General features: G+C 68.2%; 19 protein-coding genes. 11 read left to right on the top strand and 8 right to left on the bottom strand.

The features are described 5' to 3' along the window. The gene (locus tag BrevBR_RS10300) at positions 1 to 810 is read right to left on the bottom strand and encodes a 2-keto-4-pentenoate hydratase (RefSeq protein WP_340000879.1); all 810 of its coding nucleotides are present in this window, start codon (positions 808 to 810) and stop codon (positions 1 to 3) included. Positions 811 to 937: 127 nt separating this feature from the next. Here BrevBR_RS10300 and BrevBR_RS10295 point away from each other — a divergent pair, with 127 nt between their 5' ends. Next, positions 938 to 2,314 (top strand): pectate lyase family protein, encoded by a 1,377-nt coding sequence (locus BrevBR_RS10295; protein WP_340000878.1) that lies wholly within the window; start codon positions 938 to 940, stop codon positions 2,312 to 2,314. Positions 2,315 to 2,373: 59 nt separating this feature from the next. Beyond that, a complete protein-coding gene (locus BrevBR_RS10290; RefSeq protein WP_340000877.1) occupies positions 2,374 to 3,429 on the top strand; it encodes a LacI family DNA-binding transcriptional regulator in 1,056 nt (351 codons plus the stop codon). Here the strand turns inward: BrevBR_RS10290 and BrevBR_RS10285 are convergent. Next, positions 3,426 to 4,292 (bottom strand): MBL fold metallo-hydrolase, encoded by an 867-nt coding sequence (locus tag BrevBR_RS10285; RefSeq protein WP_332641400.1) that lies wholly within the window; start codon positions 4,290 to 4,292, stop codon positions 3,426 to 3,428. The two genes, BrevBR_RS10290 and BrevBR_RS10285, sit on opposite strands and share 4 nt — an antisense overlap. A 68-nt stretch (positions 4,293 to 4,360) precedes the next feature. On the opposite strand from BrevBR_RS10285, the gene BrevBR_RS10280 reads away from it, so the two are divergent. The 3 genes from BrevBR_RS10280 to BrevBR_RS10270 are packed head-to-tail and all read left to right on the top strand — an operon-like array spanning position 4,361 to position 5,850. Beyond that, positions 4,361 to 4,693 (top strand): ArsR/SmtB family transcription factor, encoded by a 333-nt coding sequence (locus tag BrevBR_RS10280; protein WP_340000876.1) that lies wholly within the window; start codon positions 4,361 to 4,363, stop codon positions 4,691 to 4,693. Positions 4,694 to 4,697: 4 nt separating this feature from the next. Next, a complete protein-coding gene (locus BrevBR_RS10275) occupies positions 4,698 to 5,036 on the top strand; it encodes a rhodanese-like domain-containing protein (RefSeq protein WP_340000875.1) in 339 nt (112 codons plus the stop codon). Between the two features lie 31 nt (positions 5,037 to 5,067). Beyond that, entirely contained in the window at positions 5,068 to 5,850 is a 783-nt protein-coding gene (locus BrevBR_RS10270; RefSeq protein WP_340000874.1) for a sulfite exporter TauE/SafE family protein, read from the top strand. Between the two features lie 82 nt (positions 5,851 to 5,932). Here BrevBR_RS10270 and BrevBR_RS10265 read toward each other — a convergent pair whose 3' ends face one another. After that, a complete protein-coding gene (locus BrevBR_RS10265; RefSeq protein WP_340000873.1) occupies positions 5,933 to 6,595 on the bottom strand; it encodes an RpiB/LacA/LacB family sugar-phosphate isomerase in 663 nt (220 codons plus the stop codon). Between the two features lie 177 nt (positions 6,596 to 6,772). Between BrevBR_RS10265 and kduD the strand changes: the two genes are divergently transcribed. Then, positions 6,773 to 7,555, top strand: a complete 783-nt coding sequence (kduD, locus tag BrevBR_RS10260) for a 2-dehydro-3-deoxy-D-gluconate 5-dehydrogenase KduD (protein ID WP_340000872.1) — start codon at positions 6,773 to 6,775, stop codon at positions 7,553 to 7,555. Here kduD and BrevBR_RS10255 read toward each other — a convergent pair. Beyond that, positions 7,552 to 8,931 carry a pectate lyase family protein gene (locus BrevBR_RS10255; protein WP_340000871.1) on the bottom strand — a complete coding sequence of 460 codons (1,380 nt, stop codon included), beginning with the start codon at positions 8,929 to 8,931 and terminating at the stop codon, positions 7,552 to 7,554. The two genes, kduD and BrevBR_RS10255, sit on opposite strands and share 4 nt — an antisense overlap. 152 nt (positions 8,932 to 9,083) lie before the next feature. Between BrevBR_RS10255 and BrevBR_RS10250 the strand changes: the two genes are divergently transcribed. From BrevBR_RS10250 to BrevBR_RS10240, 3 genes are all read left to right on the top strand, one after another. Continuing rightward, positions 9,084 to 12,080, top strand: a complete 2,997-nt coding sequence (locus BrevBR_RS10250; protein WP_332641393.1) for a TonB-dependent receptor — start codon at positions 9,084 to 9,086, stop codon at positions 12,078 to 12,080. 104 nt (positions 12,081 to 12,184) lie between these two features. Then, positions 12,185 to 13,291, top strand: a complete 1,107-nt coding sequence (locus BrevBR_RS10245; RefSeq protein ID WP_340000870.1) for a sugar kinase — start codon at positions 12,185 to 12,187, stop codon at positions 13,289 to 13,291. Next, a complete protein-coding gene (locus BrevBR_RS10240; RefSeq protein ID WP_340000869.1) occupies positions 13,288 to 14,850 on the top strand; it encodes a carboxylesterase/lipase family protein in 1,563 nt (520 codons plus the stop codon). The genes BrevBR_RS10245 and BrevBR_RS10240 overlap by 4 nt, the downstream gene beginning before the upstream one ends. A gap of 18 nt (positions 14,851 to 14,868) precedes the next feature. Here the strand turns inward: BrevBR_RS10240 and BrevBR_RS10235 are convergent, their stop codons facing one another. The 3 genes from BrevBR_RS10235 to BrevBR_RS10225 form a co-directional block, all read right to left on the bottom strand. Next, the gene (locus BrevBR_RS10235; protein ID WP_332641390.1) at positions 14,869 to 16,305 is read right to left on the bottom strand and encodes an aldehyde dehydrogenase family protein; all 1,437 of its coding nucleotides are present in this window, start codon (positions 16,303 to 16,305) and stop codon (positions 14,869 to 14,871) included. 140 nt (positions 16,306 to 16,445) lie between these two features. Then, the gene (locus tag BrevBR_RS10230; protein WP_332641389.1) at positions 16,446 to 17,747 is read right to left on the bottom strand and encodes an MFS transporter; all 1,302 of its coding nucleotides are present in this window, start codon (positions 17,745 to 17,747) and stop codon (positions 16,446 to 16,448) included. 176 nt (positions 17,748 to 17,923) lie between these two features. Then, positions 17,924 to 18,058 carry a hypothetical protein gene (locus tag BrevBR_RS10225; RefSeq protein WP_340000868.1) on the bottom strand — a complete coding sequence of 45 codons (135 nt, stop codon included), beginning with the start codon at positions 18,056 to 18,058 and terminating at the stop codon, positions 17,924 to 17,926. A gap of 339 nt (positions 18,059 to 18,397) precedes the next feature. On the opposite strand from BrevBR_RS10225, the gene BrevBR_RS10220 reads away from it, so the two are divergent. Together BrevBR_RS10220 and gltB are read left to right on the top strand one after the other, a co-directional pair. Continuing rightward, a complete protein-coding gene (locus BrevBR_RS10220; protein ID WP_340000867.1) occupies positions 18,398 to 19,804 on the top strand; it encodes an NAD(P)-dependent oxidoreductase in 1,407 nt (468 codons plus the stop codon). Then, a complete protein-coding gene (gene gltB, locus BrevBR_RS10215) occupies positions 19,771 to 24,264 on the top strand; it encodes a glutamate synthase large subunit (protein ID WP_340000866.1) in 4,494 nt (1,497 codons plus the stop codon). Before BrevBR_RS10220 ends, gltB begins: the two co-directional genes overlap by 34 nt. A 23-nt stretch (positions 24,265 to 24,287) precedes the next feature. Here gltB and BrevBR_RS10210 read toward each other — a convergent pair whose 3' ends face one another. Continuing rightward, on the bottom strand, positions 24,288 to 25,343 hold the full coding sequence (locus tag BrevBR_RS10210; protein ID WP_340000865.1) for a YeiH family protein: 1,056 nt from the start codon (positions 25,341 to 25,343) through the stop codon (positions 24,288 to 24,290). Between the last annotated feature and the right edge of the window lie 103 nt (positions 25,344 to 25,446).

Raw genomic sequence — 25,446 nt, 5'->3', positions numbered from 1 at the left:
TCAGGCGATCGCGGCAGCCGCCACGGCCTCGCAGGCGATCCGTCCGTCCGGCCCGAAGTCGGCGACGGCGGACTGGCCGATGAAGATCTGATGCACCCCGGTCGCCGCGCCTGTCGAGATCAGCTGTCCCGCCTCCAGCCGCCGCCCGCGCTGATGCAGCAGGTTCAGCAGGAAGGCCATCGAGTCCAGCGGCCCGCCCGGAATGTCCACGGCGCCGCCGCGGCCAACAATCTGGCCGTCGATCGCGACTGTGCAGCTCAGCTCCGCCAGGCGGTCCCGCCAGCCGGTAATCTCGTCGCCCAGAATCAGGCCGGCGTTGTTGCCGAAGTCCGATGCGGTCACCGCGGGTCCCGACTCATTGATGCCGGGGTAGGGGCTGCCGGCGATCTCCACCCCGGTGAAGACCTGTCCGACCAGCGACGTTACGGAGTCGGCGGTCCAGTCGCCGCGGTCGGGCGCGGTTGAGCCCAGCAGGATGATGTATTCCGCCTCAACCGCCGCGAAGCCGCCATCGATCACCGGGAAGCGCGTCGGCTCGGCGCCGGCCTGCCAGACGTTGCGCGAGAAGATAGGGCCCGCCAGCCGGCCCGCGCCGTACTGCTGATCCAGTGGTTCCTTGATACGCCCGAGTTTCCAGCCCGCGATCCGGTCGGGCCAGGCGGCGATCGCCTCGTCCTGGATCTCGTAGGCCCCGGCCAGGGTGGTGGGGGTTGGTCCGGGATAGGGCGACAGCATCCGGCCCGCGCGCCGCGCCTCGACGAAGGCGCGCGCGGTGGGCGACGAACTGGTTTTATCGAATGCGTGACTCACGCCGCCTCCCGTTTGACGCGGACATTGCGCAGGAAGGAAACCGGTGTCAATTTGAATCCGGCGACGCCCTTCCGGCGGCGCTATAGCTAAGGGTCGCGACGACAGCGACCCGGCACAGGATGGAAACATGACCCGGTTCTTGCGGCCCGCAATCTTCCTCGCTCCGCTCCTCGCCCTGCTGGCGGCAGCGGTCGTCCCGGCAGGCGCGATACAGGCGCAAACGCCTGCCGAAGCCGCCACCGCGCTGCCCGCCTTCCCCGGCGCACTCGGCTGGGCCGCGTCCACGCCGGGCGGGCGGGGCGGGCAGATCATCCGCGTCACCAATCTGGACAGCGAGGGCCCCGGATCCCTGCGCGCCGCCATCGAGGCCGACGGCCCCCGCATCGTGGTGTTCGAGGTCGGCGGCGTCATCGACCTGGGCCGCAAGACGCTGAAGCTGCAGAACCCCTTCATCACCATCGCCGGCCAGACCGCCCCCTCGCCGGGGATCACCCTTATCCGCGGCGGCATGGACATCACCGCCCACGACGTCGTCATCCAGCACATCCGCATACGCCCCGGCTCGGCCGGCGGCGAATGGATGAGCGGCTGGGACGAGGACGGCGTCTCCACCGTCGGCGCGTACAATGTCATCATCGACCATTGCAGCCTGACCTGGGCCACCGACGAGAACCTGTCGGCCTCGGGCCCTCGCTTTACCGGCTCGACGCCCGCCGAATGGCGCCAGGGCACCAGCCACGCCATCACCTTCTCGAACAATCTGAACGGCGAGAGCCTGGCCTATTCGACCCATTCCAAGGGCGAGCATTCCAAGGGGTCGCTGATCCACGACAATGTCACCGACCTGCTGATCGTCGGCAATCTGTACGCCCACAACTATGAGCGCAGCCCGTTGTTCAAGGGCGGGGTTCACGGGATCATCGCCAACAACCTGATCTACAATCCGGGTCCGCGCGCCATCCACTACAACCTGGCCCCCGAGGAGTGGCTGGCCCACCCGTACGAGGTCGGCAGGATGACCGTGGTCGGCAACGTCCTGCGCGCCGGCCCGTCGACGCCCACCGACCGTCTGGCCTTCATGATGATCGGCGGTGCGGGCGATGTGGAATACTATGGCCGCGACAACATCGCCGTCGACCAGGTCGGCGAGCCGATCCGCATGTTCGGCCGCTACACCACCACCAACGCCCGCATCATCGAGACTCGCCGCCCGCCTGTCTGGTGGGAGGGGCTGAACCCCATCCCGGCGCATGAGGTGCAGGTCGCCGTCCTGTCCCAGGTCGGGGCCCGTCCGTGGGACCGCGACATGCGCGACGTCCTGCTGATCGCCGAGGTGGCCGAGGGCCGCGGCGAGATCATCGACCATGAGCGCGAGGTCGGCGGCTATCCTCCGGTGGTCGAGGCGACGCGCAAGCCGTTCAACCCCGATGACTGGGACCTGCGCTTCATGACTCCGCTGCGCGACGAGGTGCTGGACCGGCCGGCTGTACGGCGCGGGACGTGACCGCTGACAGACCTCGCGGCAAGGGCTAAGGACAGCGTTCGGCCAGAAAGAATCCTGACGTGAACGAAACCCGACGGACAGGCGGAAAGCCCGCTACCATCAACGACATCGCCCGGCTGGCCGAGGTGTCGAAGAAAACCGTCTCGCGGGTCATCAACAACTCGCCCTTCGTCAAGGAGGACACCCGTAAACGGGTCGAGGCGGTGATCGCCGAGCACGGCTACATCCCCGATCCCCAGGCCCGGGGCCTGGCCTTCCGGCGCTCGTTCCTGGTCGGGATGATCTACGACAATCCCAGCCCGAACTATGTGGTCAACATGCAGCAGGGCGTGCTGGACGGGGTGCGCGGTTCGGGCCTCGAACTGGTGGTCCATCCCTGCAACCGCGGCTCTGCGACCTTCCTGAACGAGGTCCAGGCCTTCATCGTCCGGCAAAAGCTGTTCGGCGTGGTCATGCCGCCCTCGGTGTCGGAGGACGACAGGGTCGTGGCCATCCTGCGCGAGGCGGACTGCCCCTATGTCCGCATCGCCTCGGTCTCGCTGGACGAACCCGCCCGCATGGTCGTGACCCACGACAGCCGCGGCGGGGCGCGGGCCGCACGGCACCTGGCTGAACTGGGCCACCGCCGCATCGCCTTCATCTCGGGCCCCGACACCTTCCGGTCGTCGCACGAACGGGGCAGGGGATTCGCCGAAGGGCTGGCCGAGCACGGCGTGACCCTGGACCCCGCCTATATCCGGCGCGGCGCCTATACGTTCGAGTCCGGCGTCGAGGCGGCGACCGAACTTCTGGCCCTGCCGCAACGGCCGACGGCCATCTTCGCCGGCAATGACGAAATGGCCATCGGGGTGATGAAGGCCGCCCGCGACGCCGGTCTGCGTGTGCCCGAAGACCTGTCGATCGTCGGTTTTGACGACCTGCCGATGGCCTCGCGGGTCTGGCCCAACCTGACCACGGTGCGCCTGCCGATCCGCGACATGGGTCGGATGGCGGCCGAAAAGCTGACGGCGCGCAGCCGGGGGCTCGACCCCGCGACGATGGTTCAGCCCGAGGTCGATCCGTCGCTGGTCGTGCGGGACTCGACGGCGCCGCTCCCCGCCCTCGGCGACGTCTAGATCACGTCCAGCGGCAGCTTCAGATAGCGGTTCCCGTCCGGGTCCGGCGGCGGCATGGCGCCGGCGCGGATATTGATCTGAAGGGATGGCAGGATCAGCTGCGGCGGCTTCAGAGTCGCGTCGCGTGCCTCCCGCACCGCCACGAAGGCGTCCTCCGACACGCCGCCGCCGATGTGGATGTTGTGATCCCGTTGCTCCGCGACGGTCGTCTCGAAGCGATAGTCGGTCCGGCCTTCTGGCAGATAGTCGTGACCGACGAAGATGCGGGTCCCGGCCGGCAGCGCCAGCAGGCGCTGAATGGATCGATAGAGGGTCCGCGCGTCGCCGCCCGGGAAGTCCGTGCGGGCCGTGCCATAGTCCGGCATGAACAGGGTGTCGCCGGTGAAGACCGCGTCCCCGATCCGATAGCTGATGCAGGCGGGCGTGTGTCCGGGGGTGTGGATCACCTCGACCGTCATCGCCCCGAGAGCAAAGGTGTCCCTGTCCGCATAGAGATGGTCGAACACCGTGCCGTTCGGGGTGACATCGGCGGCGCCGAACAAGGGAGCGAAGGTCGCCTGAACCTCGGTGATGCGGTCGCCGATGCCGATGGCGACGCCGTGTGTCCTGCGCAGACGATCGGCGGCGGTCAGGTGATCGGCGTGAGCATGGGTCTCGAGGACCAGGGCCAGTGTCAGGTCCGCCTCCCTGAGCGCGGCCATCACCGCATCGACGGACCGGGAAGACGTGCGGGCGGTCGCGGCGTCGAAATCCAGGACCGGGTCGATGATCGCCGCCATGCCGGTCGCGGGGTCGCTGACGAGGTAGGTGACGGTGTGGGTCGCGGGATCGAAGAAACCCCGGACATCAGGATGGTGAGCCATGGAAAGCTCCTTTCAGCGCCAATATATTAGATCTTGCTAATTTAGCAAGTACGCATATATTGCCGGTCATGATCGACTTTGAACACATCCCCCTGGACCGCTTCGAAGCCAGCGCCGGCGAGGCCGCGAGCCTTTTGCGAGCCCTGTCCCATGAAAAGCGTCTGATGATCCTGTGCCAGCTCGGGGATCGGGAAATGTCGGTCGGCCAGATGCTGCCGCTCGTCGGTCTGTCCCAGTCCGCCCTGTCCCAGCATCTCGCAAAGCTGCGCGACGAAGCCCTGGTCGCCACCCGCCGCGAGGGCACGGCCATCTTCTATCGCATCGCCGAGCCGGCGGTTCTGAAGGTCATCGCCGCCCTCGCCGAAATCTATTGCCCTCCTCTCCCTGCCAGAAAGGCGTGACACCATGACGACCCTGACCCCGCTGAAGCCCGCCGACGTCGCTCACCGGCTGAAGACTCACAGTGCAGTGCTGATCGACATCCGCGAGCCGGACGAGTTCGCGCGAGAGCATGTGGCGGGGGCGATCCATGCGCCGCTGTCCTCGTTCGACCAGGTTCCGCTCAAGCTGCCGGACGGACGGGACGTGATCTACACCTGCCGCACCGGGACCCGCACGGGTCTGAACTGCGCCCGTCTGGCCGCGCGCGTCCCCGGCGAAGCCTTCGTGCTGGCGGGCGGCCTCGACGGCTGGAAGGCCCAAGGCCTTGCAACAGAGCGGGCTAATCCCGGCCGATCGAACTGATCGCGTGGTGCGATGAAGGTCGCGTAGAACCATGACAACCGAACTTCTTCCCCTGCTGCTCGCGGTATTGAGCGGAGGCGTTGTCGCCCTCCTGCTCACGCTGTTTGGCGGTGGCGGATCGGTGCTGGCAGTGCCCCTGCTGCTCTATGTGGTCGGCGTCCCCGATCCCCACGTCGCCATCGGCGTATCGGCGGCCGGCGTGGCGCTGAACGCCCTGACGGCGCTGGCCGGTCATGCGAGGGCGGGCCGGGTTCGCTGGCCCTGCGCAACCCTGTTCGCCGTCACCGGAGCCGCGGGGGCATGGTTCGGATCGTCGCTCGCCAAGATGATCGACGGCCAGCAGCTCCTCCTGTTTTTCGCCATCGCCATGGCGGCCGTGGGCCTGTCGATGCTGCGTCCCGGAGCGGTCGTCGTCCGGCCCGAGCCCAGGCTGAACTGGGCCATATCTCCACGTATCGGTCTGGCGGGGGCCGGGGTCGGATCTGCGGCCGGCTTCTTCGGGATCGGCGGCGGCTTCCTGATCGTGCCCGGGCTCATGGCGGCCGCCGGCATGGGCCTCGCCACCGCACAGGCGACCTCGCTTCTCAGTGTCGCGGCGTTCGGAGCGACCACGGCGGGCAACTATGCCCTGTCGGGCTGGGTCGATCCGGCCCTGGTAGCCGCGATGGCGGTCGGCGGGATCGCGGGCACATTTGCCGGCCTTCCCGTCGCAACGCGGCTCGGCGCCAATGCCGCGCTCGGGCGGAGGCTGTTCGCCGGCCTGGTCCTGATTGTCGCGGTCTATGTTGCAGCGAAGGCGCTGGCGGTGCTCTAGATCGGTCCGGTCCGGCCCGCCCCGGCCCGGGCCGGCGGGCGCGCGGGACATTCCCCCGGCCCCCGGATCCCCGAAAGCAGGCTCAGGCGTTCTCGAGAACGCGAGGGCTGCCGACCAGGCCCTTGATATAGTTCCTTATGCCTTCGTCCGTGGCGTTGGCGAAGAAATACTCCTGGAACCGCTCGCCGGCGACGGCGGCCTTCAGCAGCTCCTGATCGACGGTCTTCAGGACGGTCAGCATATCATGGCAGGTGACGGCCTTGAGGTCCTTCAGGACGCCGCGATTCCTGCGCATGATCTCGGCGCGTTCCTTGGGATAGCCTAGGCCGCGTTCGCCCTCGAACAGCTTGCGATAGACGTCCTGCAGGTTCAGCTCGGCCGCCCAGCCAAAGCCCTTGGCGTAGGGCATGGCGATCGCGTTGCCGTCGTTGATCTGGCCGAACAGGAAGGCGTCGGTGGGGTCGATGATCAGGCCGCAGAACACGCCCGGCATGGCGTTGGCGGCCAGCATCGAGCCCGTGCCGGTGCCGCAGCCCGTGACCACGAAGTCGGCGGCGCCGGAGTTGAGCAGGATCCCGGTCAGCAGGCCGTTCATCACATAGGTCAGAGAGGCCTTATCCTCGGGCGTGTACATGCCGTAGTGGAAGACCTCGTGGCCCAGAGGTTCGGCCACCGCGGTCAGGGCCGCATGGACCGTCTCGCTCTTTGCGGCCTGGCTGTTCTCGATGATCAGGGCGATTTTCATGGCGTTCCTCATGGCAAAGGGGGCGGAGGGCGGCCGATCAACACATCCCGGTCAGCCCTTCAGCGGTCCGGCTTCTGTTCATCGCGCCGACAGGCCTGGCCGGCTCCTTCATTTGCATCGGATTATGACACCGGTTACCTATGCGCACAATCCGTGACCCGAAGGCCGGACGAATATATGTCGGATCACGCTTCAACCAACCGCGAGCCAGCTGAAATGAACCCGTTCGACCTCGGCGGCCGCACGGCCCTCGTCACCGGCGCCAACACCGGACTGGGCCAGGCCATCGCCGTCGGCCTGGCCGGGGCCGGGGCCGACATCGTCGCGGTCGGCCGTTCGGCGCCGACCGAAACCGAGGCCATGGTCATCGGTCTGGGCCGGTCGTTCAAGGCGATCTCCGCCGACCTCGGCTCGACCGCGCCGATCGCGGACGTCGTCGCACAGGCGGGTCCCGTCGACATCCTGGTCAACAACGCCGGCATCATCCGCCGCGCCGACAGCCTCGACTTCAGCGAGGCCGACTGGGACGCGGTCATGGACACCAATCTGAAGACCGCCTTCTTCCTCAGCCAGGCCGTGGCCCGGACCTGGGTCGCGGGCGGTCGGGGCGGCAGGATCATCAACATCTGTTCGATGCTGTCCTTCCAGGGCGGCATCCGCGTGCCGTCCTACACCGCGTCCAAGAGCGGCCTTGCCGGCCTGACTCGGCTTCTGGCCTGCGAATGGGCGTCGAAGGGTATCAACGTCAACGGCATCGCCCCCGGCTATTTCGAGACCAACAACACCGAGGCCCTGCGCGCCGACGAGACGCGCAACCGGGACATCCTCGCCCGCATCCCCGCCGGCCATTGGGGCAAGCCCTCGGATCTCGCGGGGGCGGCGGTCTTCCTGTCGTCAGACGCCGCCAGCTATGTTCATGGAACGGTGCTGGCCGTCGACGGGGGCTGGCTGGCGCGCTAGCCCGCCAGACTGTTCAGCCAGTCTTCCAGATTGGTCCAGCCGTCTCCGTTGCGGTCGGCAGGACCATCTGCGGCGTCGGCCGGATTCAGGCCGTTCGCGGTTTCCCAACCGTCGGGCATGCCGTCGCCGTCGCCATCGGCCCACGGTGTTCCGGTCGCCAGTTCGGGCCAGCCGCCGACCTGTGACTGGCTGTCGATGATGCGCAGCGCCCGCGCTCGCACGCCCGCGACGATCCGCTCGTCCACGGCGTCCCGAACAGGACCCGCCCCGGCCCGGGACAGCACCGCCGCCTCGACCTCGATCGCTGTCCCGGTCGCGGCTGCGGCCCAGTCCGGCCGCGACGTCAGCCGGTAGTCGGGACGCTCCGAATCCTTGACGAGGCTCCAGGGGTCCGCCGGGACCTCGCCGTCCATCGCATTGCCCTCGAACCAGGCCCGGGCGAGGGGATTGGACTCCTCGAACGCGTACCGGCCGGTCGAGTCCGGACCGGGGATGTAGGCGTTGCCGATGAAGGCGTAGACCGACAGGCTCTCCGTGTCGGCGTTGTAGCCCGAGTGCGATCCGCCCCAGTCGTGGAAGACGTTCTCGCGGAACTCCAGCCGTGGTCCCTCGGGGTCGACCGGCGGCGAATTGTAGTTGCCCGGCCGTGGCATCCGCGCCCGGTGCGCCGCCCACAGATTGTGGTGGAAGGTCATCCGCGCGCCGTGCCCGCCCCGGATCAGTGATCCATAGCCGTGTTCGCCCTTGGCGTGGCGCGAGGCGTTCAGGGACTCGGCGATGACAGACCACTGCACCGTGACGTCGTAGACGCCGCGCTCCGGAGGGTCATAGCGGCTGCCGACCGAAAGGGTCTCGTCGACCGACCACGACGCCGAGACATGGTCCAGAATGATGCGGCTGCCCCGCTCGATGGAGACGGCGTCCGATTCGATCCCGCTCTCGTCGCCCAGGCGTGACCGGACGTGGCGGACGACGACGTCGTCGGCGGCCACCACCAGCGGATAATCACGCAGGGTGATCCCGCCGCCGGGCGCCGTCTGGCCCGCCACGGTGATCCGTCCACGCCGAATCGTCAGCGGCGACGTCAGCCGGATCGTCCCGCCGATATCGAAAACGACCGTGCGCGGACCGTCCGCCTCGACCGCGGCGCGCAGACTGCCGGGGCCGGCGTCGCCCAGATTGGTCACACGCAGCACGCGTCCGCCGCGTCCGCCGACCGCCATCCTGCCCGCACCCTCGGCCCCGGGAAAGGCGACGGGTCCGGCGGCGGCGTCCTGCGTCCACGCCGGGTGTGCTCCCAAAGTCACGTAGACCAGCGTTATGGCCGCGCTTGCCAGCGTCGTGCGCACAAGAGGGCTTCCCAAAACGCGGATCATGAGGGTAGGCTCCGATTGATACCGGTGTCAGAAACTACTCCACGCGAATATGACACCGGTGTCAAACGGGGCGGCCAGTTCAAGGTCCAACCGCAAAAATCGATAGACCGGGGTCACCTCGGCGTTCTGTATGCCCAATTGGGAGGAGGCATATGATGCAAGCCATTCAGCCGGGGATGACCCGCGCCTTTCGCCGTACCTTGTTTGCAGGAGCGTCCGGCCTGGCCGTCGCCCTGTCGCTGGGGGTTGGCGTCGCTACCGCACAGACTGCGCCGCAGGATGAGCCGACCGAAGTGGACGAGGTTGTCGTCACCGGCTTTCGCGCCAGCCTGAGCGCCGGCCTCGACGCCAAGCGGCGCGAGAACAACATGGTCGACGTGATCGTCGCCGAGGACATCGCCGACTTCCCTGACCTGAACCTGGCCGAGTCGATCCAGCGCGTTCCTGGCGTCGCCATCGACCGCGACGCGGGCGAGGGTCGTACGATCACTGTTCGCGGCCTTGGCCCCGACTTCACCCGGACCCGTCTGAACGGCATGGAGGCCCAGGCCACCGCCGGAGGCACCGACTCCTCGGGCGGCGCCAACCGCGGCCGCGGCTTCGACTTCAACATCTTCGCCTCCGAACTCTTCAACTCGATCACCGTGCGCAAGACCGCCGCGGCCGAAACAGAAGAGGGTTCGCTCGGCGCCACCGTGGATCTGCTGACCACGCGCCCGTTCGACCGGGACGGCTTCACCGCCGCCGCTTCGGTCCAGGCCGGCTACAACGACCTCTCCGAGGAATACAACCCGCGCTACGCCTTCCTGCTCAGCAACACCTTCGGCGCCAATGACGAGTTCGGAGCGCTGATCTCGCTGGCCTACAGTGAACGCAGCCTGCTGGAAGAGGGCTTCAGCTCCGTCCGCTGGGCGCCGGCCGCCGCTCCTGGCGCGACCAACAGCGGCGGCTTCTGTTCCCCGGTCGGCTTCTCGCCCCAGACCCCGGGCAACAGCGGCGCGAATGGCTCGAACGCCGCCAACTGCGCCACCGGCGTCGCCCGTCCCGCCAACACCGCGGCAAACAACACCGCCTATACGACCGCCAACCAGGCCGACGTCTTCATTCCGCGCCTGCCGCGCTACGGTCGCCTGACCCACGAACAGGAGCGTCTGGGCGTCACTGGCTCCTTCCAGTGGCGGCCGGCCGACAGCACCCTGTTCACGGTGGATGTCCTGTATTCAAAACTGGACGCCACGCGTCAGGAGGACTTCCTTGAAGCCCTGTCCTTCAGCCGCAACGCCGCGGCCGGCGGCCAGACCCAGATCCACGTCCGCGACGCCGTGGTCGAGAACAACATGCTGGTCTACGGCCTGTTCGACAACGTCGACATCCGCTCGGAAAGCCGGTTCGACGTGCTCACGACCGAGTACACCCAGATCGACTTCACGGCCGAGCATGACTTCTCGGACCGCCTGCGCGGCAGCTTCTACTACGGCAATGCGACGTCGAATTTCGAGAACCCGATCCAGACCACCGTCACCTTCGACCGGCAGAACACCCAAGGCTATTCATGGGACTTCCGGGGCAACCCGGACGCGCCGCTGATCAGCTACGGGTTTGACGTCGCCAACCCGGCCAACTGGGCTTGGCGAGGTGCAAACCTGGGCACGGGCGTCGCCGCGCTGCCGCGTTCGGAAATCCGCCTGCGGCCCAACGGCGTGGACACGCGGTTCACCACCGCCCAGGCCGACATCGAATACGACGCCACCGAGTTCGTCACCTTCAAGGCGGGCGTCAACTTCAAGACGTACGACTCTGATTCCCATGAATCGCGTCGCGCCGACGAGACCCGGGTGCCGCAACTGCCGGCCGGCGTCACCGTCGCCGACATCTCCAGCCTGCTGACGGGCTTCGGCCAGGATTTGGTCCCCACCGGAACGGATACCAGCTGGCTGCGTCCGGACCTGGAGGCCATCGCCGATCTGTTCAACATCTACTGCAACTGCGACACCGGCGTGCCCGGCGGCGACTTCCGTCTGGCCAGCATCACCAACGGCAACGCCCGCGGCGGCAACCGGTCGATCCACGAACAGGACCTGGCCTTCTACATCCAGGCCGACTTCGACACCGAAGTCTTCGACATGCCTTTGCGCGGCAACATCGGCGTACGCCACGCGAATACGGTCCTTGAAGCGCAGGGCTACAGCTCGACCGGCGGCGGCACCCTGGTGACCGGCGAGAACGAGTATTCCGATACCCTGCCGTCGCTGAACCTGGTGCTGGAGCCGATCGAGGATCTGTTCCTGCGCTTCGGCGCGGCCAAGGTGATGGCGCGGCCGCCGATCAACAACAACCTGGCCGGCACCAACTTCCTCGTTCCGACCACCTCGCTGAACACCGGGCCGAACTTCACCGCCACGATCGGCAATGTGAAGCTGGAGCCGTTCCGGGCCGACACCTACGACTTCAGCGTCGAATGGTATTTCGCCCCGGAAAGCCTGCTGTCCTTCGCCTATTTCTACAAGGACATCGACACCTACATTCAGCTCGTCCGTCAGGACCTGCCCTATTCGGCCCTGACCGCCCTGAACCCGTCGGCCTTCGCCCCGAGCTTCTGCACCGGAACCTGCACCGCCTCGACCATCTTCCAGCTGACCGCCGCGGTGAACACCGAAGGCGGCCCGCTCAAGGGCTTCGAGATCAGCTACCAGCAGCCCTTCCGCTTCCTGCCGGGCTTCCTGGCCAACACCGGGGTGCAGTTGAACTACACCCACGTCGAGTCCGAGATCGACTATTGCAACAACGCGACCTGCTTGACGTTCGTCACCGCTGACCTGATCAACCTGTCGCCCCAGTCGTACAACGGGACCCTCTACTACGAGGATGACAAGTTCTCGGCGCGGATCTCTGCGGCCGTCCGGGACGCCTATCTCCAGAACGTGCCTGGCCGGAACGGCAACAACATTGAGGGCAAGAAGGAAACCTTCAACCTCGACGCGTCTGCCTCCTACCAGATCACCGACCAGGTCCAACTGACCCTGGAGGCCCTGAACCTGACGGACGAGGCGAACCACCAGTTCGTCGGCGACGGCGCCGATCGCGAAAGCACCTCGGTCTACCATCACACAGGACGTCAGATTTTCGTCGGCGCCCGCTATCGCTTCTAGAAACGCGTTCTCCTGAACGTCACTTCGGGCCGGCGGCGAAAGTCGCCGGCTCTTCTTTCTTCTGGTCGCTACCGCCGTCGGGATACGGCGTATAGGAATCCAGTATGTCTGCCCTGCCGAACCTCCGCCCGCCCGAACAATGCCGCTGGGATATGGTCGCCCTGGGCGAGGTCATGCTGCGGTTCGATCCCGGCGAACGACGGGTCCGCAACGCGCGATCCTTCGACGTCTGGGAGGGGGGCGGCGAATACAACGTCGTCCGGGCCATGGCGAAATCGTTCGGCCTGCGCGGCGCGATCGTTACGGCCCTGCCGGACAATGACCTGGGCCGGCTCGCCGACGATCTGATCGCCCAGGGCGGGGTGGATCGCAGCCACATTTCGTGGCGCGAAGCGGACGGTATGGGCCGCAACACCCGGCTGGGTCTGAACTTCACCGAGCGCGGCTTCGGCGTCCGGCCCGCGCGGGGGCTGTCCGACCGCGCCAATTCGGCGGCCAGCCAGATGCGCCCCCGCGAGATCGACTGGGACCGGCTGTTCGGCGACGAGGGAGTGCGCTGGTTCCACACCGGCGGCATCTTCGCCGCCCTGTCGTCGTCGACGGCCGAGGTCGCCATCGAGGCGGTCGAGGCCGCCCGGCGGCACGGGACAGTCGTGTCCTACGATCTCAACTATCGCGCCAGCCTGTGGGACAGCCATCCGGACGCCGACGCCGCGCGCCGCGTGAACCGCGCCATCGCCGGCGCCGTCGATGTGATGATCGGCGACGGCCACGGGTTCGAAACCTGCCTCGGGATCGACGTGAAGAAGCCGAAGGCCGACAGCGAAGTCGGGCTCGACCCGTCGGCGTTCGCCGCGGCCGCCGGGGCGTTCGCCGCCCTATATCCTCAGGCGAAGGTGGTCGCCGCCACCTTGCGCCGGCCCTCCACGGCCAGCCGCAACGACTGGTCGGCGGCGGCATGGAGCGGCGGCGAACTGCATACGGCGCCGGTCTGGGCGGATCTGGAAATCCTCGACCGGGTCGGGGGCGGGGACAGCTTCGTCTCCGGCCTGGCCTGGGCCTTGATGGAGGGTCTGTCGGTTTCCGAAGCCGTGGCCTGGGGCGCCGCCCATGGGGCTCTCGCCATGACCACGCCCGGCGACGCCTCGATGGTGTCGCGCGAGGAGATCGCGGCCCTGCTGGCCGGCGGCGACGGCCGCTCTATCCGGTGACGCTGACCCGCCGCGAAACCCTCGGGGCGCTGGCGGCGACCGCCGTTTCGGTCACGCCTGCGCGAGCTGCGGCCCCATCGCCCCGCGTGCGAACGATCCCCGGTCCCGTCATCGGATCGCGCGATCACGGCGTCCTGTCGTTCAAGGGTGTCCGCTACGGCGCCGACACGCAGCCCGTCCGCTTCCAGCCGCCGCGCCCGCCTGCGCCATGGACCCGGCCGGTCGAAGCGCTCGACTACGGCCATGCCTCTCCGCAGTCGGGCGGCGAAGCCAAACAATCCGAGGACTGTCTGTTCCTCAATGTGTGGACGCCGGGCCTCGACGCGGGACGGCGGCCGGTCATGGTCTATATCCACGGCGGCGCCTATTCGACGGGTTCGGGGTCGTCGCCCCTGTATGACGGCTCGAGGCTGGCCGCGCGCGGCGACGTGGTCGTGGTCACGCTGAACCACCGGCTCAACCTGTTCGGCTATGCCTACCTGGCCCGGCTGGATGCGGGCTTCCCCCATTCGGGCAATGCGGGACAGCTGGATCTGATTCAGGCCCTGCAGTGGGTGCGGAGCAATATCGCGGCCTTCGGCGGCGATCCCGGCCGGGTCATGCTCTTCGGCCAGTCGGGCGGGGGCGCCAAGATCGCGACCCTGATGGCCACGCCATCCGCCGCCGGCCTGTTTCACCGCGCCGCGACCATGAGCGGCCAGCAGGTGACGGCGTCCGGGCCGCTGAACGCCACGCGGCGCACGCGCGCATGGCTTGAGGCCGCCGGCGTCGCGCCGGACAGGGTGCGCGACCTGCTCGACCTGCCGGCCGAAGTCCTACTTGAGGCGGCGCGGGCCACGGACCCGGTCCTCGGCTACGGCAGCCTGTATTTCGGCCCCGTGGTGGATCACCAGACCCTGTTCCGTCACCCCTTCTATCCGGACGCCCCGCCCCGGTCGGCCGGCCTGCCGATGATCATCGGCAACACGCGCGAGGAGACCCTGGCCTTCCTGGGCGGCGATCCCGCCAACGCCGGACTGACGTGGGAGACCCTGCCGGCGCGGATGTCGCCCGATGTCATGCGCATCGACGTCGCGCCCGAAATCGTCATCGCCGAATACCGCCGTCTGTATCCCGACTGGTCGCCCGATCAGGTCCTGATCGGGGCCTCGACAGCCGGACGTTCGTGGCGCGCCGCGGTCATCGAGGCCGAGGCCCGGGCGGTTCAGGGCGCGCCCGCCTGGGTCTATCAGATGGACTTCCCCGGAACGCTTGAAAACGGCCGGTCGGGCGCCTTCCACACGGTGGACATCCCGTTGGCGTTCGACAATGTGGACGCCGTCGGGTCGCGGGTCGCGGGCCCGGGGGCCCACGCCGTCGCCGCCGGCCTGAGCGACGCCTTCATCGCCTTCGCGCGGTCGGGCGATCCGAACCACGCCGGACTTCCCGCCTGGACGCCCTATGGGCTGCCCGGCCGCGAGACGATGGTGTTCGATGTCGAGACGCGCCTCGAGACTGATCCGCGTGGAGACGAGCGCCGCTTCTTCGCCAACGTCCCCTATATCCAGCCGGGCACCTGAGGAGGGGCGAGGCGTGGTCTAGGGCCGCTTCCGGATGACGAGATTGCGGATCTCGGTCATGTCCTCCATCGCGAACCGGACGCCTTCGCGGCCAAGCCCGGAGTCCTTGACGCCGCCATAGGGCATGTTGTCGACGCGATAGCTGGGCACGTCGCCGATCAGTATACCGCCGACCTCCAGCACCTCCCATGCCCGCATGGCCTTGTGGATGTCGCGGGTGAAGACACCGGCCTGCAAGCCGAAGCGGCTGTCGTTGACCTCTTCCAGCGCCGCCTCGAAATCGGAGAAGCGCGACAGTATGGCCACGGGCCCGAAGGCTTCCTCCTCGCGGATTTTCAGGCCGCGTCCGACCCCTTCCAGCAACGTCGCCTCGAGCATCGCGCCCTCGCGTCGTCCGCCGCACAACAGGGTCGCGCCCGCGGCGGTCGCCTCGGCGATCCAGTCCTCCAGCCGGCGCGCCTCTCCCTCGTCGATCATGGGGCCGATGAAGACGTTCTCGTCCTGCGGATCGCCGGACACCAGCGCCCGGGTCTTCGCGACCAGCCGGTCCCGAAGGGCGTCATAGACCTCGTCATGGATCAGGATGCGCTGGACGCCGATGCAGGACTGGCCCGACTGGTAAAAGGCGCCGAAGATGATCCGGTCGGTCGCGTCGTCCAGATCGGAGTCGCGGTCGACGATGACCGCGGCGTTGCCGCCCAGCTCGAGCACTACCTTCTTCTTTCCGGACTTCGCCTTCAGGGCCCAGCCCACCTCGGGCGAGCCCGTGAACGACAGTAGCTTCAGCCGGTCGTCGGTGGTGAAAAGGTCGGCCCCGTCGCGGGTCGCCGGCAGGATGGAGAAGGCGCCCTTCGGCAGGTCGGTCTCGGCCAGCACCTCGCCGATGATCAGGGCGCCCAGCGGCGTCCGCGAGGCGGGCTTCATCACGAACGGGCAACCCACGGCCAGCGCCGGCGCGATCTTGTGGGCCGCGAGATTGAGCGGGAAGTTGAACGGTGAGATGAAGGAGCAGGGGCCGATCGGCACGCGCTTCCACATGCCCTGATACCCCTTGGCGCGGGGGGAGATGTCCAGCGGCTGAACCTCTCCGGTCATGCGTACCGATTCCTCGGCCGCGATACGGAAGGTGTCGATCAGCCGGCTGACCTCGCCGCGGGAATCCTTGATCGGTTTGCCCGCCTCGATGCACAGGGCGTAGGCCAGTTCATCGGACCGTTCCTGGAACCGCGTCACGCAGTGGGCGAGGACGGCCTGACGCTCATAGGACGCCATTTCCGCCATGGGCCGGGTCGCCTCGACGGCCGCGCCGATGGCCCTGTCGATGGTCGCTGCGTCGGCCATGGCCACCCGCGTCGCCACCTCGCCCGAGTATTTGTCGGTGACCGCCAGATCCTGATTGGGGGTCAGCGCCTCATTGGCCAGATATAGGGGATACGAGGGCTTGAGGGACGGCATCGGGTCGCTCCGGGGATGGGACGGCGACCAGCCTACAACGCCGTGCGCGCGGCAGGCACGTGATTATTCATAGGGTTACCTCACGGAAGGCCCGCCGGCTGAGGCCGTCACGCACAGGCGCGGCGGCCTCAGGGAGGGGATCAGACCTTGGCCGGCTCGTAGCGCGGCGACAGCAGGTGGATGACCAGCAGGGCGATCAGATAGGCCGAGGCCGCGACCACGAAGATGGGCGTGTAGCTGCCGATCTTGTCCAGGACGTAGCCGGCGTATTTGGCCATGGCCATGCCGCCGAAGCCGCCGATCATGCCGCCGATGCCCACGACCGAGCCCACCGCCGAGCGCGGGAAGACGTCCCCCGGCATGGCGTAGAGGTTGGCCGAGAACCCTTGGTGGGCGGCCGTGGCGATGCCGATGATCAGGACCGCCGTCCATACGTTGGACGCCATGCCGGCGAAGGCGACCGGAATAACGGCCAGGGCGCAGATCAGCATGGTCAGCTTGCGCGCCGCGTTCAGGCTCATGCCGCGCTTGAGGAACTGGCTGGACAGCCAGCCCCCGCCGATCGAGCCCACGTCGCTCAGCAGATAGATGGCGATCAGCGGTGGACCGAAGGTCAGCAGGTTGAGATCGTACTGGGTTCCCAGGAAGCCCGGCAGCCAGAAGAGGAAGAACCACCAGATCGGATCGATGAGGAATTTGCCCAGGGCGTAGGCCCAGGTTTCCTTGACCGTCAGCAGCTTCAGCCAGCCAATCTTGTGGGCCGGGTCGGGCGCGTCCTGGGCGATGTAGTCCAGCTCTTCGGGCGTGACCTGCTTGTGCTCGTGGGGCCGCTTGTAGACCATGAACCAGATCGGCACCCAGATCAGGCCGGCGACGCCGGTGATGATCAGGGCCATCCGCCAGTTCGGATCCTCGGCCGTGCCCAGCCAGACCGAGGCGAGCAGTGGAATGATCAGCGGGGTCACAATCGCCCCGATATTGGTGCCGGCGTTGAACAGGCCGACGGCGAAGGCGCGTTCCCGCTTGGGGAACCACTCCGTGACCGCCTTGATGCCGGCGGGGAAGCCTCCGCCCTCGCCGACGCCAAGCGCCACGCGCGCGAAGATGGCGTGGTTGATGTTGCGAATTCCGGCGTGGGCGATGAAGGCGATCTGCCAGATGATGAAGGCCAGGCCGAAGCCCCAGCGGGCCCCGATCCGGTCCACGATCCGGCCCCACAACAGGTAGGACACGGCATAGGCGGCCTGGAACCAGAAGATGATGTTGGCGAAGTCGCCCTCGGTCCAGCTGAACTCGGTCATCAGGGTGGGCTTCAGCACCCCGATCGCCTGACGGTCGACGTAGTTGATGACCATGGCGGCGAACAGCAGCCACACCACCACCCAGCGGTATTTGCCCGCGGGCGCGGGTTGGTTCGCGGTCGCGCCTGCAACGTTGCTCATGATCGCCTCGTCCCGTGTTTCCCGGCCGATCCGCCCTGTTTCCGAGCGGCTGTCGGCGACATCCGACCCCAGAATGGGGGTGCATGGTAACCGGTGTCAACGCCTGTTCCGCGCGACGGCCCAGAGTATCCGCCGACTCGCGAGGGGCCGAACTCATGGTCGCCGGTTCCCCAGCGTTACGACTTCCCGGCTTCGCCCCAGGCCACGGCCTGAGGGCTGGCGAGGATGGTCTTGCCCATGCCGGTCAGGGAGACGCCCTCCAACACCGGCGGACCGGCGATGCCACTCCACGAACCGGCGCGGGACGGCAATAGATGCTGCAGTGCGAGCATCGCCTTGCAGAAGCGGCGCGTCCCTCTCCGTACGTCGTCACCGACCTGGCGCGATCTATGTCCGATATCATGACGACGACCTGACTGGGCCGCTTTCCGGCGTCTGCGCCGTGGCTGAATCGAGTCCCTGTTCTGAATGCGTCGCACAAGGCAGATTGGTGGGGTGTTGCTATTTTTCGTGCATGATCGGTGTGATTTTGCGTGTCGATCCGCATGACGTGCACGGCTTGCACGGAAGTTGCTATGCTCCACTCGCGGCCGTAGTTCTTGTGCAATAGCGAAGGGATCGACGTGTCGTCCGTAAACCAGACTTTTGTCGTGACTCCGAGGATCGGGCCGGCCAAGGCGGGCGCCGCCGATCGCGTGCGCGGGTTCGATGAAATCCATGCGGACTTCACGCCGGTTGCGGGGAAGGGGCAGTCGAGCCGCTGCGCGCAGTGCGGCGTGCCCTTCTGCCAGACGGGCTGTCCGCTGCAGAACAACATTCCCGACTGGCTGAGGCTGGCCGCCGAAGGCCGGGCCGAGGAGGCGTGGCGGCAGGTCGAGGCGACGTCGACGCTGCCCGAAATCTGCGGCCGCATCTGTCCGCAGGATCGGCTGTGCGAAGGCAGCTGCACCCTGGAACAGGCGGGCTGGGAGACGGTCACCATCGGTTCGGTCGAGCGCTGGCTGGGCGACATGGCCTTCGAGAACGGCTGGGTCGATCCGATCCGGCCGCGGGTCGAGCGCGGCGCCTCGGTGGGGATCGTCGGCGCCGGGCCGGCCGGGATGGCGGCTGCGGACCGGCTGCGGTCGGCGGGCTATGCGGTGACGATCTATGACCGGCACGACCGCGCGGGCGGTCTGCTGACCTATGGCATCCCGGGCTTCAAGCTGGAGAAGCATGTGGTTCAGCGCCGGCTGGACCGGCTTATCGAGGGCGGGGTCAGGTTCCGGCTGGGGGTCGACGTCGGCGGAGATTTGCCGTTCGGCGAGGTGCGGGCGGCCCATGACGCAGTGCTGGTGGCGACGGGCGTCTATCAGGCGCGGCGGCTGACCGCGCCCGGGTGTGGCTCGGACGGGGTGGTCGCGGCGCTGGACTATCTGATCGCCTCGAACCGCAAGGGCTTCGGCGACGCCGTGCCGGCCTTTGACGGCGGCGCCCTGAACGCTTCGGGCAAGCGGGTGGTGGTGATCGGCGGCGGCGACACGGCCATGGACTGCGTGCGCACCGCCGTGCGCCAGGGTGCGGCCTCCGTGACCTGCCTGTACCGCCGCGACCGGGACAACATGCCGGGCAGCGCGCGCGAGGTTGCGAACGCCGAGGAGGAGGGGGTGGTCTTCGAATGGCTGGCCGCGCCCCGCGCCGTGCTGGGCGAGGCCGAGCGGGTCACCGGGGTGCGGGCGCAGCGGATGGCGCTGGCGGCGCAGTCGGCCGATGGGCGCTGGAGCGTCGAACCTGTTCCGGGCGGGGAGTTCGACCTCGCCGCCGATCTGGTCATCGAGGCCCTCGGCTTCGATCCCGAGGACATGCCGGGACTGTTCGCCGAGCCCGATCTGGCCCTGACCGAATGGCGGACGATCCGCACCGCCGCCCGCACGAAGGCGACGACCCTGGAGGGCGTGTTCGCCGCGGGCGACATCGTGCGCGGAGCCTCGCTGGTGGTCTGGGCGGTGCGCGACGGACAGGACGCGGCGGCCGAGATCGAGGCATGGCTGACCAGCCGCGAGAGGGCGGCGGCGTGACCTTCGATCCCGGGCAATATCAGGCTGACCGCCAGCGGCTGATCGACGCCCACGCCTATGACCCGGCGTCCGAGCGCGACGCCTGCGGCGTCGGTCTAGTCGCCGCCATCGACGGGAGACCGCGTCGTGAAGTGGTCGACCTGGCCCTGAAGGCGCTCAAGGCCGTCTGGCATCGCGGGGCGGTGGACGCGGACGGCAGGTCCGGCGACGGGGCGGGCATCCTGATCGGTCTGCCGCGCGCCTTCTTCGAAGCCCAGGTGCGCGACGCCGGTCACGAGCCCCGCCCGGGACCCATAGCCGTCGGCATGATCTTCCTGCCGCGGGTCGATCTGGGGGCGCAGGAACGGGCGCGGACCATCGTCGAGCGCGAGGTGATGGCGGCGGGCTTCTGGCTCTACGGCTGGCGGCAGGTGCCGACCCATGTGTCGGTGCTGGGCCAGCGCGCCGCCGCGACCCGGCCCGAGATCGAGCAGATCATGCTCAGCGCGCCCGAAGGTCTGGAGGGGGAGGCGCTGGAGCGGGCGCTGTACCTGCTGCGTCGCCGGATCGAGGCGCGGGCGACGGCGGCGGGTCTGCAGCATTTCTACGTCTGCTCGCTGTCGGCGCGGTCGGTCATCTACAAGGGGATGATGCTGGCTCAGGCGCTGGCGGACTTTTATCCGGACCTGAACGACCCTCGGGTCGAGGCCAATGTGGCCCTGTTCCATCAGCGCTATTCGACCAACACCTTCCCCGAATGGCGACTGGCCCAGCCGTTCCGGATGCTGGCCCACAATGGCGAGATCAACACCCTGCGCGGCAACGCCGGCTGGATGCGCAGCCACGAGATCCGCATGACGGCCGAGGCCTTCGGCGCCGACGACGCGACGGTCAAGCCGGTGATACAGGCGGGCGGTTCCGACTCGGCGGCGCTGGACAATGTATTCGAGGTTCTGGTCCGCGCCGGCCGGCCCGCACCCATGGTCAAGGCCCTGCTCATGCCGGAGGCTCCGATCGAGGGGGTGATCAGCGACGACCACCGCGCCCTCTACGCCTATTGCAATGCGGTCATGGAGCCGTGGGACGGACCGGCGGCGATCTGCGCCACGGACGGACGCTGGGTGGTGGCGGGCAAGGACCGCAACGGCCTGCGTCCCCTGCGGGTGGCCGAGACGGTCGACGGCCTGCTGATCTGCGGTTCCGAAGTCGGGATGACCGGGATCGCGGACGACCGGATCAAGCGGCGTCTGCACATCGGCGGCGGGCGTATGATCTCCGTCGATCTGGAGGCGGGCGTCCTCTACGACGAGACGCAGACCGTCGACCGGTTGGCGGCCGCGCTGCCGTACCGCCAGTGGTTGTCGAACATGGTCGAGCTGGAGCCGCTGGTCGGTCCCGGGCCCGAGCCACGCCGCCTGTCGGGCGAGGCGCTGACGCGCTTCCAGGCCGCCGTCGGCTGGACCCAGGAGGATATCGACACCCTGCTGGATCCGATGGCCGGGGAGGGCAAGGAGGCGGTGGCGTCCATGGGCGACGATGCGCCGCCCGCCGTGCTGTCGCTTCAGGACCGGCCCTTCGCCCACTATTTCCGCCAGGCCTTCGCCCAGGTCACCAATCCGCCGATCGACTCCCTGCGCGAAGCGGGGGCGATGAGCCTGCGGACGCGGTTCAAGAACCTGGGCAACATACTCGCCCAGGACGAGACCCAGACGCAGGTCTTCGTGCTGGACAGTCCGGTGCTGACGACCGGCATGTACGACCGGATGCTGGATGTCGTCGGGGCCGGGGCGACCACGGTCGTCGACTGCACCTTCCCCGCCGGAGAGGGCGCGCTCAAACAGGCGCTGGACCGCATCCGGGACGAGGCGGTGGCGGCGGCGAAGGGCGGCGCAGGCCTGATCGTGCTGACCGACGAGCGGATGGGCGAGGGCCGGCCGCTGATCCCGATGATCCTGGCCACGGCCGCCGTGCACGGCCGGCTGGTTGACGAGGGGCTGCGCACCTATTGCTCGCTGGTGGTGCGCGCGGCCGAGGCCATCGACGCCCACACGTTCGCGGTCCTGGTCGGATGCGGCGCCACGGCGGTCAACGGCTGGCTGGCGCAGGAAACCTTCCTCGAGCGGCTGGCGAGCGGGCGCTATCCGGGCCTGACGCTTCGCGACGCCTGCCTGAATCACAAGGCCGCGGTCGAGGCCGGGCTGATGAAGATCCTCGCCAAGAAAGGGATCTCGGTCATCTCGGCCTATCGCGGGGCGTGCGAGTTCGAGGCGCTGGGGCTGAGCCGCGCCCTTGTGGCCGAATTCTTCCCGGGCATGACGTCGCGCATCTCGGGCATCGGCCTGGCCGGGATCGAGGCGCAGGTCATCCGCAAGACGGCGCGCGGCTTCGAGGCCTGGCGGCCCGCGCTGCGCATCGGCGGTTCGCATCGCATCCGGGCGGGCGAGGAGACCCACGGCTGGGACGCCGAGCTGATCCACCGGCTTCAGGACGCGACGACGCGCGGCGACTATGGGCGGTTCAAGGCCTACTCACGTCGGGTCCGGGAGCTGCCGTCGACGGCCCTGCGGGACCTGCTGGACTTCCGCGAGGCCATTCCGGTCGCCGTCGACGAGGTCGAGAGCGTCAATGACATTCGCCGCCGGTTCGTCACCCCCGGCATGTCCCTGGGCGCCCTGTCGCCCGAGGCGCATGAGACGCTGAACATCGCCATGAACCGTATCGGGGCGAGGTCCGTCTCGGGTGAAGGCGGGGAAGACCCCGAACGCTATACGCCGCGTCCCAACGGCGACAACGCCAACAGCGCGGTCAAGCAGATCGCCTCGGGCCGGTTCGGCGTCACCGCCGAATATCTGAACCAGTGCCGCGAGATCGAGATCAAGGTGGCCCAGGGCGCCAAGCCGGGCGAGGGCGGCCAGATCCCCGGTTTCAAGGTCACCGAATTCATCGCCCGCATGCGCCATTCGACGCCGGGCGTGGGCCTGATCAGCCCGCCGCCGCACCACGACATCTATTCGATCGAGGACCTGGCCCAGCTGATCTACGACCTGAAACAGGTCAATCCGGACGCGCGGGTGACGGTCAAGCTGGTGGCCCAGTCGGGCATCGGCGCGGTCGCGGCCGGGGTGGCGAAGGCCAAGGCCGATGTGATCCTGATCGCCGGCCACAACGGCGGAACGGGCGCCTCGGCGCTGGGATCGATCAAACACGCCGGCCTGCCGTGGGAACTGGGCCTGTCCGAGGCGCATCAGGTGCTGAGCCTGAACGGTCTGCGGGGGCGGGTTCGTCTGCGGACCGACGGCGGTTTGCGGACCGGGCGGGACATCGTCATTGCGGCCATGCTGGGCGCCGAGGAGTTCGGCATCGGCACGGCCAGCCTGATCGCGGTCGGCTGTCTGATGGTGCGCCAGTGCCACTCCAACACCTGTCCGGTCGGCGTCTGCGTTCAGGACGAGCGGTTGCGCGCCATGTTCACCGGCACGCCCGAGAAGGTGGTCAATCTGTTCAGCTTCATCGCCGAGGAGACGCGCGAGGTGCTGGCCGCCATGGGACTGCGGTCCCTTGATGAGGCGGTAGGCCGGACCGACCTGCTGCGCCAGGTGTCGCGCGGCGATGCCCACCTGGACGATCTCGACCTGAACCCGCTGCTGGTGCGGGTCGGGGACGGAGAGACACGCTGCGCAGAGCCGCCCTGGAACGCCGTTCCGGACACGCTGGACGCGCGGATCGTCGAGGATGCGGCCGGCTTTCTGACACAGCGCGAGAAGATGTCGCTGACCTATGCCGTGGCCAATACGCAGAGAGCGATCGGAGCCCGGATTTCATCGCATATCGTACGGCGTTACGGCTCGACACTGCCCGCCGGTCATCTGACGTTGAAGCTGCGCGGGGCGGCAGGGCAGTCGCTGGCGGCCTGGGGCGTCGGGGGCCTGCGCATCGAACTGGACGGCGAGGCGAATGATTATGTCGGCAAGGGTTTGTCGGGCGCGGAGATCATCGTGCGCCCTTCGGCCTGGGCCGCCGGGGAAGCCCTGATCGGCAACACCTGCCTGTACGGAGCCACCTCGGGCGCCCTGTTCGCCGCGGGCGCGGCGGGCGAGCGGTTCGCGGTCAGGAATTCCGGCGCCGACGCGGTCGTGGAAGGATGCGGTGCGCATGGCTGCGAATATATGACCGGCGGAACGGTCGTGATCCTCGGCTCGACCGGGTGGAATTTCGGGGCCGGGATGTCGGGCGGCGAGGCCTTCATCCATGATCCCGACGGAACCGCCCTTGTGCGGGTCAACGGCGACTCGGTCGCGGGCGGCGGCGTCGCGGGCGAGGCGGCGGAGCGGCTGAAGGCGCTGGTCGCGCGACATGCGGCGGAAACCCGGTCTCCGCTCGCGCTCCGCCTGATCGAGATGTGGCCCATCGCCGTCCGCGAGTTTCGCCATCTTCTGCCGAAGATCGGCGGGCAGGCTTCCGTCAGCGCGCGCCGGGCATGAGCTCGCCGGGCTGACGCCTGCGACTACAGACCCAGAAGGCGAATCAGCGCCAGGCCGAGCACAATGAGGACTGCCAGGGACAGGGTGACGGTCCCGACGGCCCGGCCGCCGGCGCGGGCCACCGCGCGGATGTCGGTCTGCAATCCCAGCGCCGCCATGGAGATCACGGTCAGCAGGCTGGATGCGGCGGCGAGCGGCAGCAGGAAGGTCTGCGGGATCAGGTCCATCGAGCGCAGGCCGATCATCAGAATGAAGCCGATGATGAACCAGGGCAGCAGGCGGTGCAGGCCCGGCCTGCCGCCCGGCCGGGTGCGGTCGCGGAACAGCAAGGACAGGACCAGGATCACCGGTCCCAGCATCAGCACCCGCACCAGCTTGACTACAGTCCCGGTCTGGATCGCCGCGAGGCCGAACGGGGCGGCTGCGGCGAGAACCTGAGGCACCGCATAGACGCTCAGCCCGGCCAGCACGCCGTACTGCATGTCGGTCATGGACAGCAGCCCCCCGAGGAGCGGCAGGGTCAGCACCACGACCACCCCCAGCACGGCCGTGAAGGCGATGGAGGTGGCGACCTCTTCGCCGTCGGCGTCGATCACCGGAGCGACGGCGGCGATGGCCGAGTTGCCGCAAATGGCGTTGCCGCATGCGATCAGCAGGGCCATGGAGGTGTTCAACCCCAGCATCCGTCCGATGGCGAAACCGATGACGATGGTCAGCGCCACCAGGGCGAGGATGCCGAACACCAAAGTCGCCCCCAGAGCCGACAGCGTGGCGGCGCTGACCGACGCTCCGAGCAGTACGACGGCGATTTCCAGCAGGGTCCTGGCGCTGAAGGCGATGCCGACCTCGAAGCGCGAATCCGGCGTCCAGACGGCGCGCAGACCCGCGCCCAGCAGGATCGCCAGCACGAGCGTCTCCAGCCACACGCCTCCGGTCAGATACTGCTCAAGGCTGGTGAGACCGACGGCGGCCAAGGTCACCGCAAGGCACAGCAGGACGCCGGCCCTCGTCTCGCGCACGAACGCCAGGGCCGAGGCCGGGGACAGCGGTCGAATGGATGAGGGCAGGGGGGCTTCCAAGATGGCGCAGCTTCAAAAAGGACGGCGCGGCGGTGAACAGCCACGCCACGTAAAAGCACCTATCAGGAGATGCGGAGCCAGAACACCTTGCGCGGTGTCAGGC

Source organism: Brevundimonas sp. BR2-1 (genome assembly GCF_037626195.1).
In the GTDB taxonomy this organism is placed as follows: domain Bacteria; phylum Pseudomonadota; class Alphaproteobacteria; order Caulobacterales; family Caulobacteraceae; genus Brevundimonas.
The sequence above is the reverse complement of the archived record's forward strand: the minus strand, read 5'-3'. Positions and strand labels throughout refer to the sequence as shown.

What these genes read in the sequence shown, in the direction of transcription:
- BrevBR_RS10295 (WP_340000878.1), top strand. Translation starts at nt 938, where the DNA reads ATGACCCGGTTCTTGCGGCCCGCAATCTTCCTCGCTCCGCTCCTCGCC.
- BrevBR_RS10270 (WP_340000874.1), top strand. Translation starts at nt 5,068, where the DNA reads ATGACAACCGAACTTCTTCCCCTGCTGCTCGCGGTATTGAGCGGAGGC.
- BrevBR_RS10230 (WP_332641389.1), bottom strand. Translation starts at nt 17,747, where the DNA reads ATGAGCAACGTTGCAGGCGCGACCGCGAACCAACCCGCGCCCGCGGGC.
- kduD (WP_340000872.1), top strand. Translation starts at nt 6,773, where the DNA reads ATGTCGGATCACGCTTCAACCAACCGCGAGCCAGCTGAAATGAACCCG.
- BrevBR_RS10285 (WP_332641400.1), bottom strand. Translation starts at nt 4,292, where the DNA reads ATGGCTCACCATCCTGATGTCCGGGGTTTCTTCGATCCCGCGACCCAC.
- BrevBR_RS10265 (WP_340000873.1), bottom strand. Translation starts at nt 6,595, where the DNA reads ATGAAAATCGCCCTGATCATCGAGAACAGCCAGGCCGCAAAGAGCGAG.
- BrevBR_RS10245 (WP_340000870.1), top strand. Translation starts at nt 12,185, where the DNA reads ATGTCTGCCCTGCCGAACCTCCGCCCGCCCGAACAATGCCGCTGGGAT.
- gltB (WP_340000866.1), top strand. Translation starts at nt 19,771, where the DNA reads ATGGCTGACCAGCCGCGAGAGGGCGGCGGCGTGACCTTCGATCCCGGG.
- BrevBR_RS10235 (WP_332641390.1), bottom strand. Translation starts at nt 16,305, where the DNA reads ATGCCGTCCCTCAAGCCCTCGTATCCCCTATATCTGGCCAATGAGGCG.
- BrevBR_RS10255 (WP_340000871.1), bottom strand. Translation starts at nt 8,931, where the DNA reads ATGATCCGCGTTTTGGGAAGCCCTCTTGTGCGCACGACGCTGGCAAGC.
- BrevBR_RS10275 (WP_340000875.1), top strand. Translation starts at nt 4,698, where the DNA reads ATGACGACCCTGACCCCGCTGAAGCCCGCCGACGTCGCTCACCGGCTG.
- BrevBR_RS10250 (WP_332641393.1), top strand. Translation starts at nt 9,084, where the DNA reads ATGATGCAAGCCATTCAGCCGGGGATGACCCGCGCCTTTCGCCGTACC.
- BrevBR_RS10280 (WP_340000876.1), top strand. Translation starts at nt 4,361, where the DNA reads ATGATCGACTTTGAACACATCCCCCTGGACCGCTTCGAAGCCAGCGCC.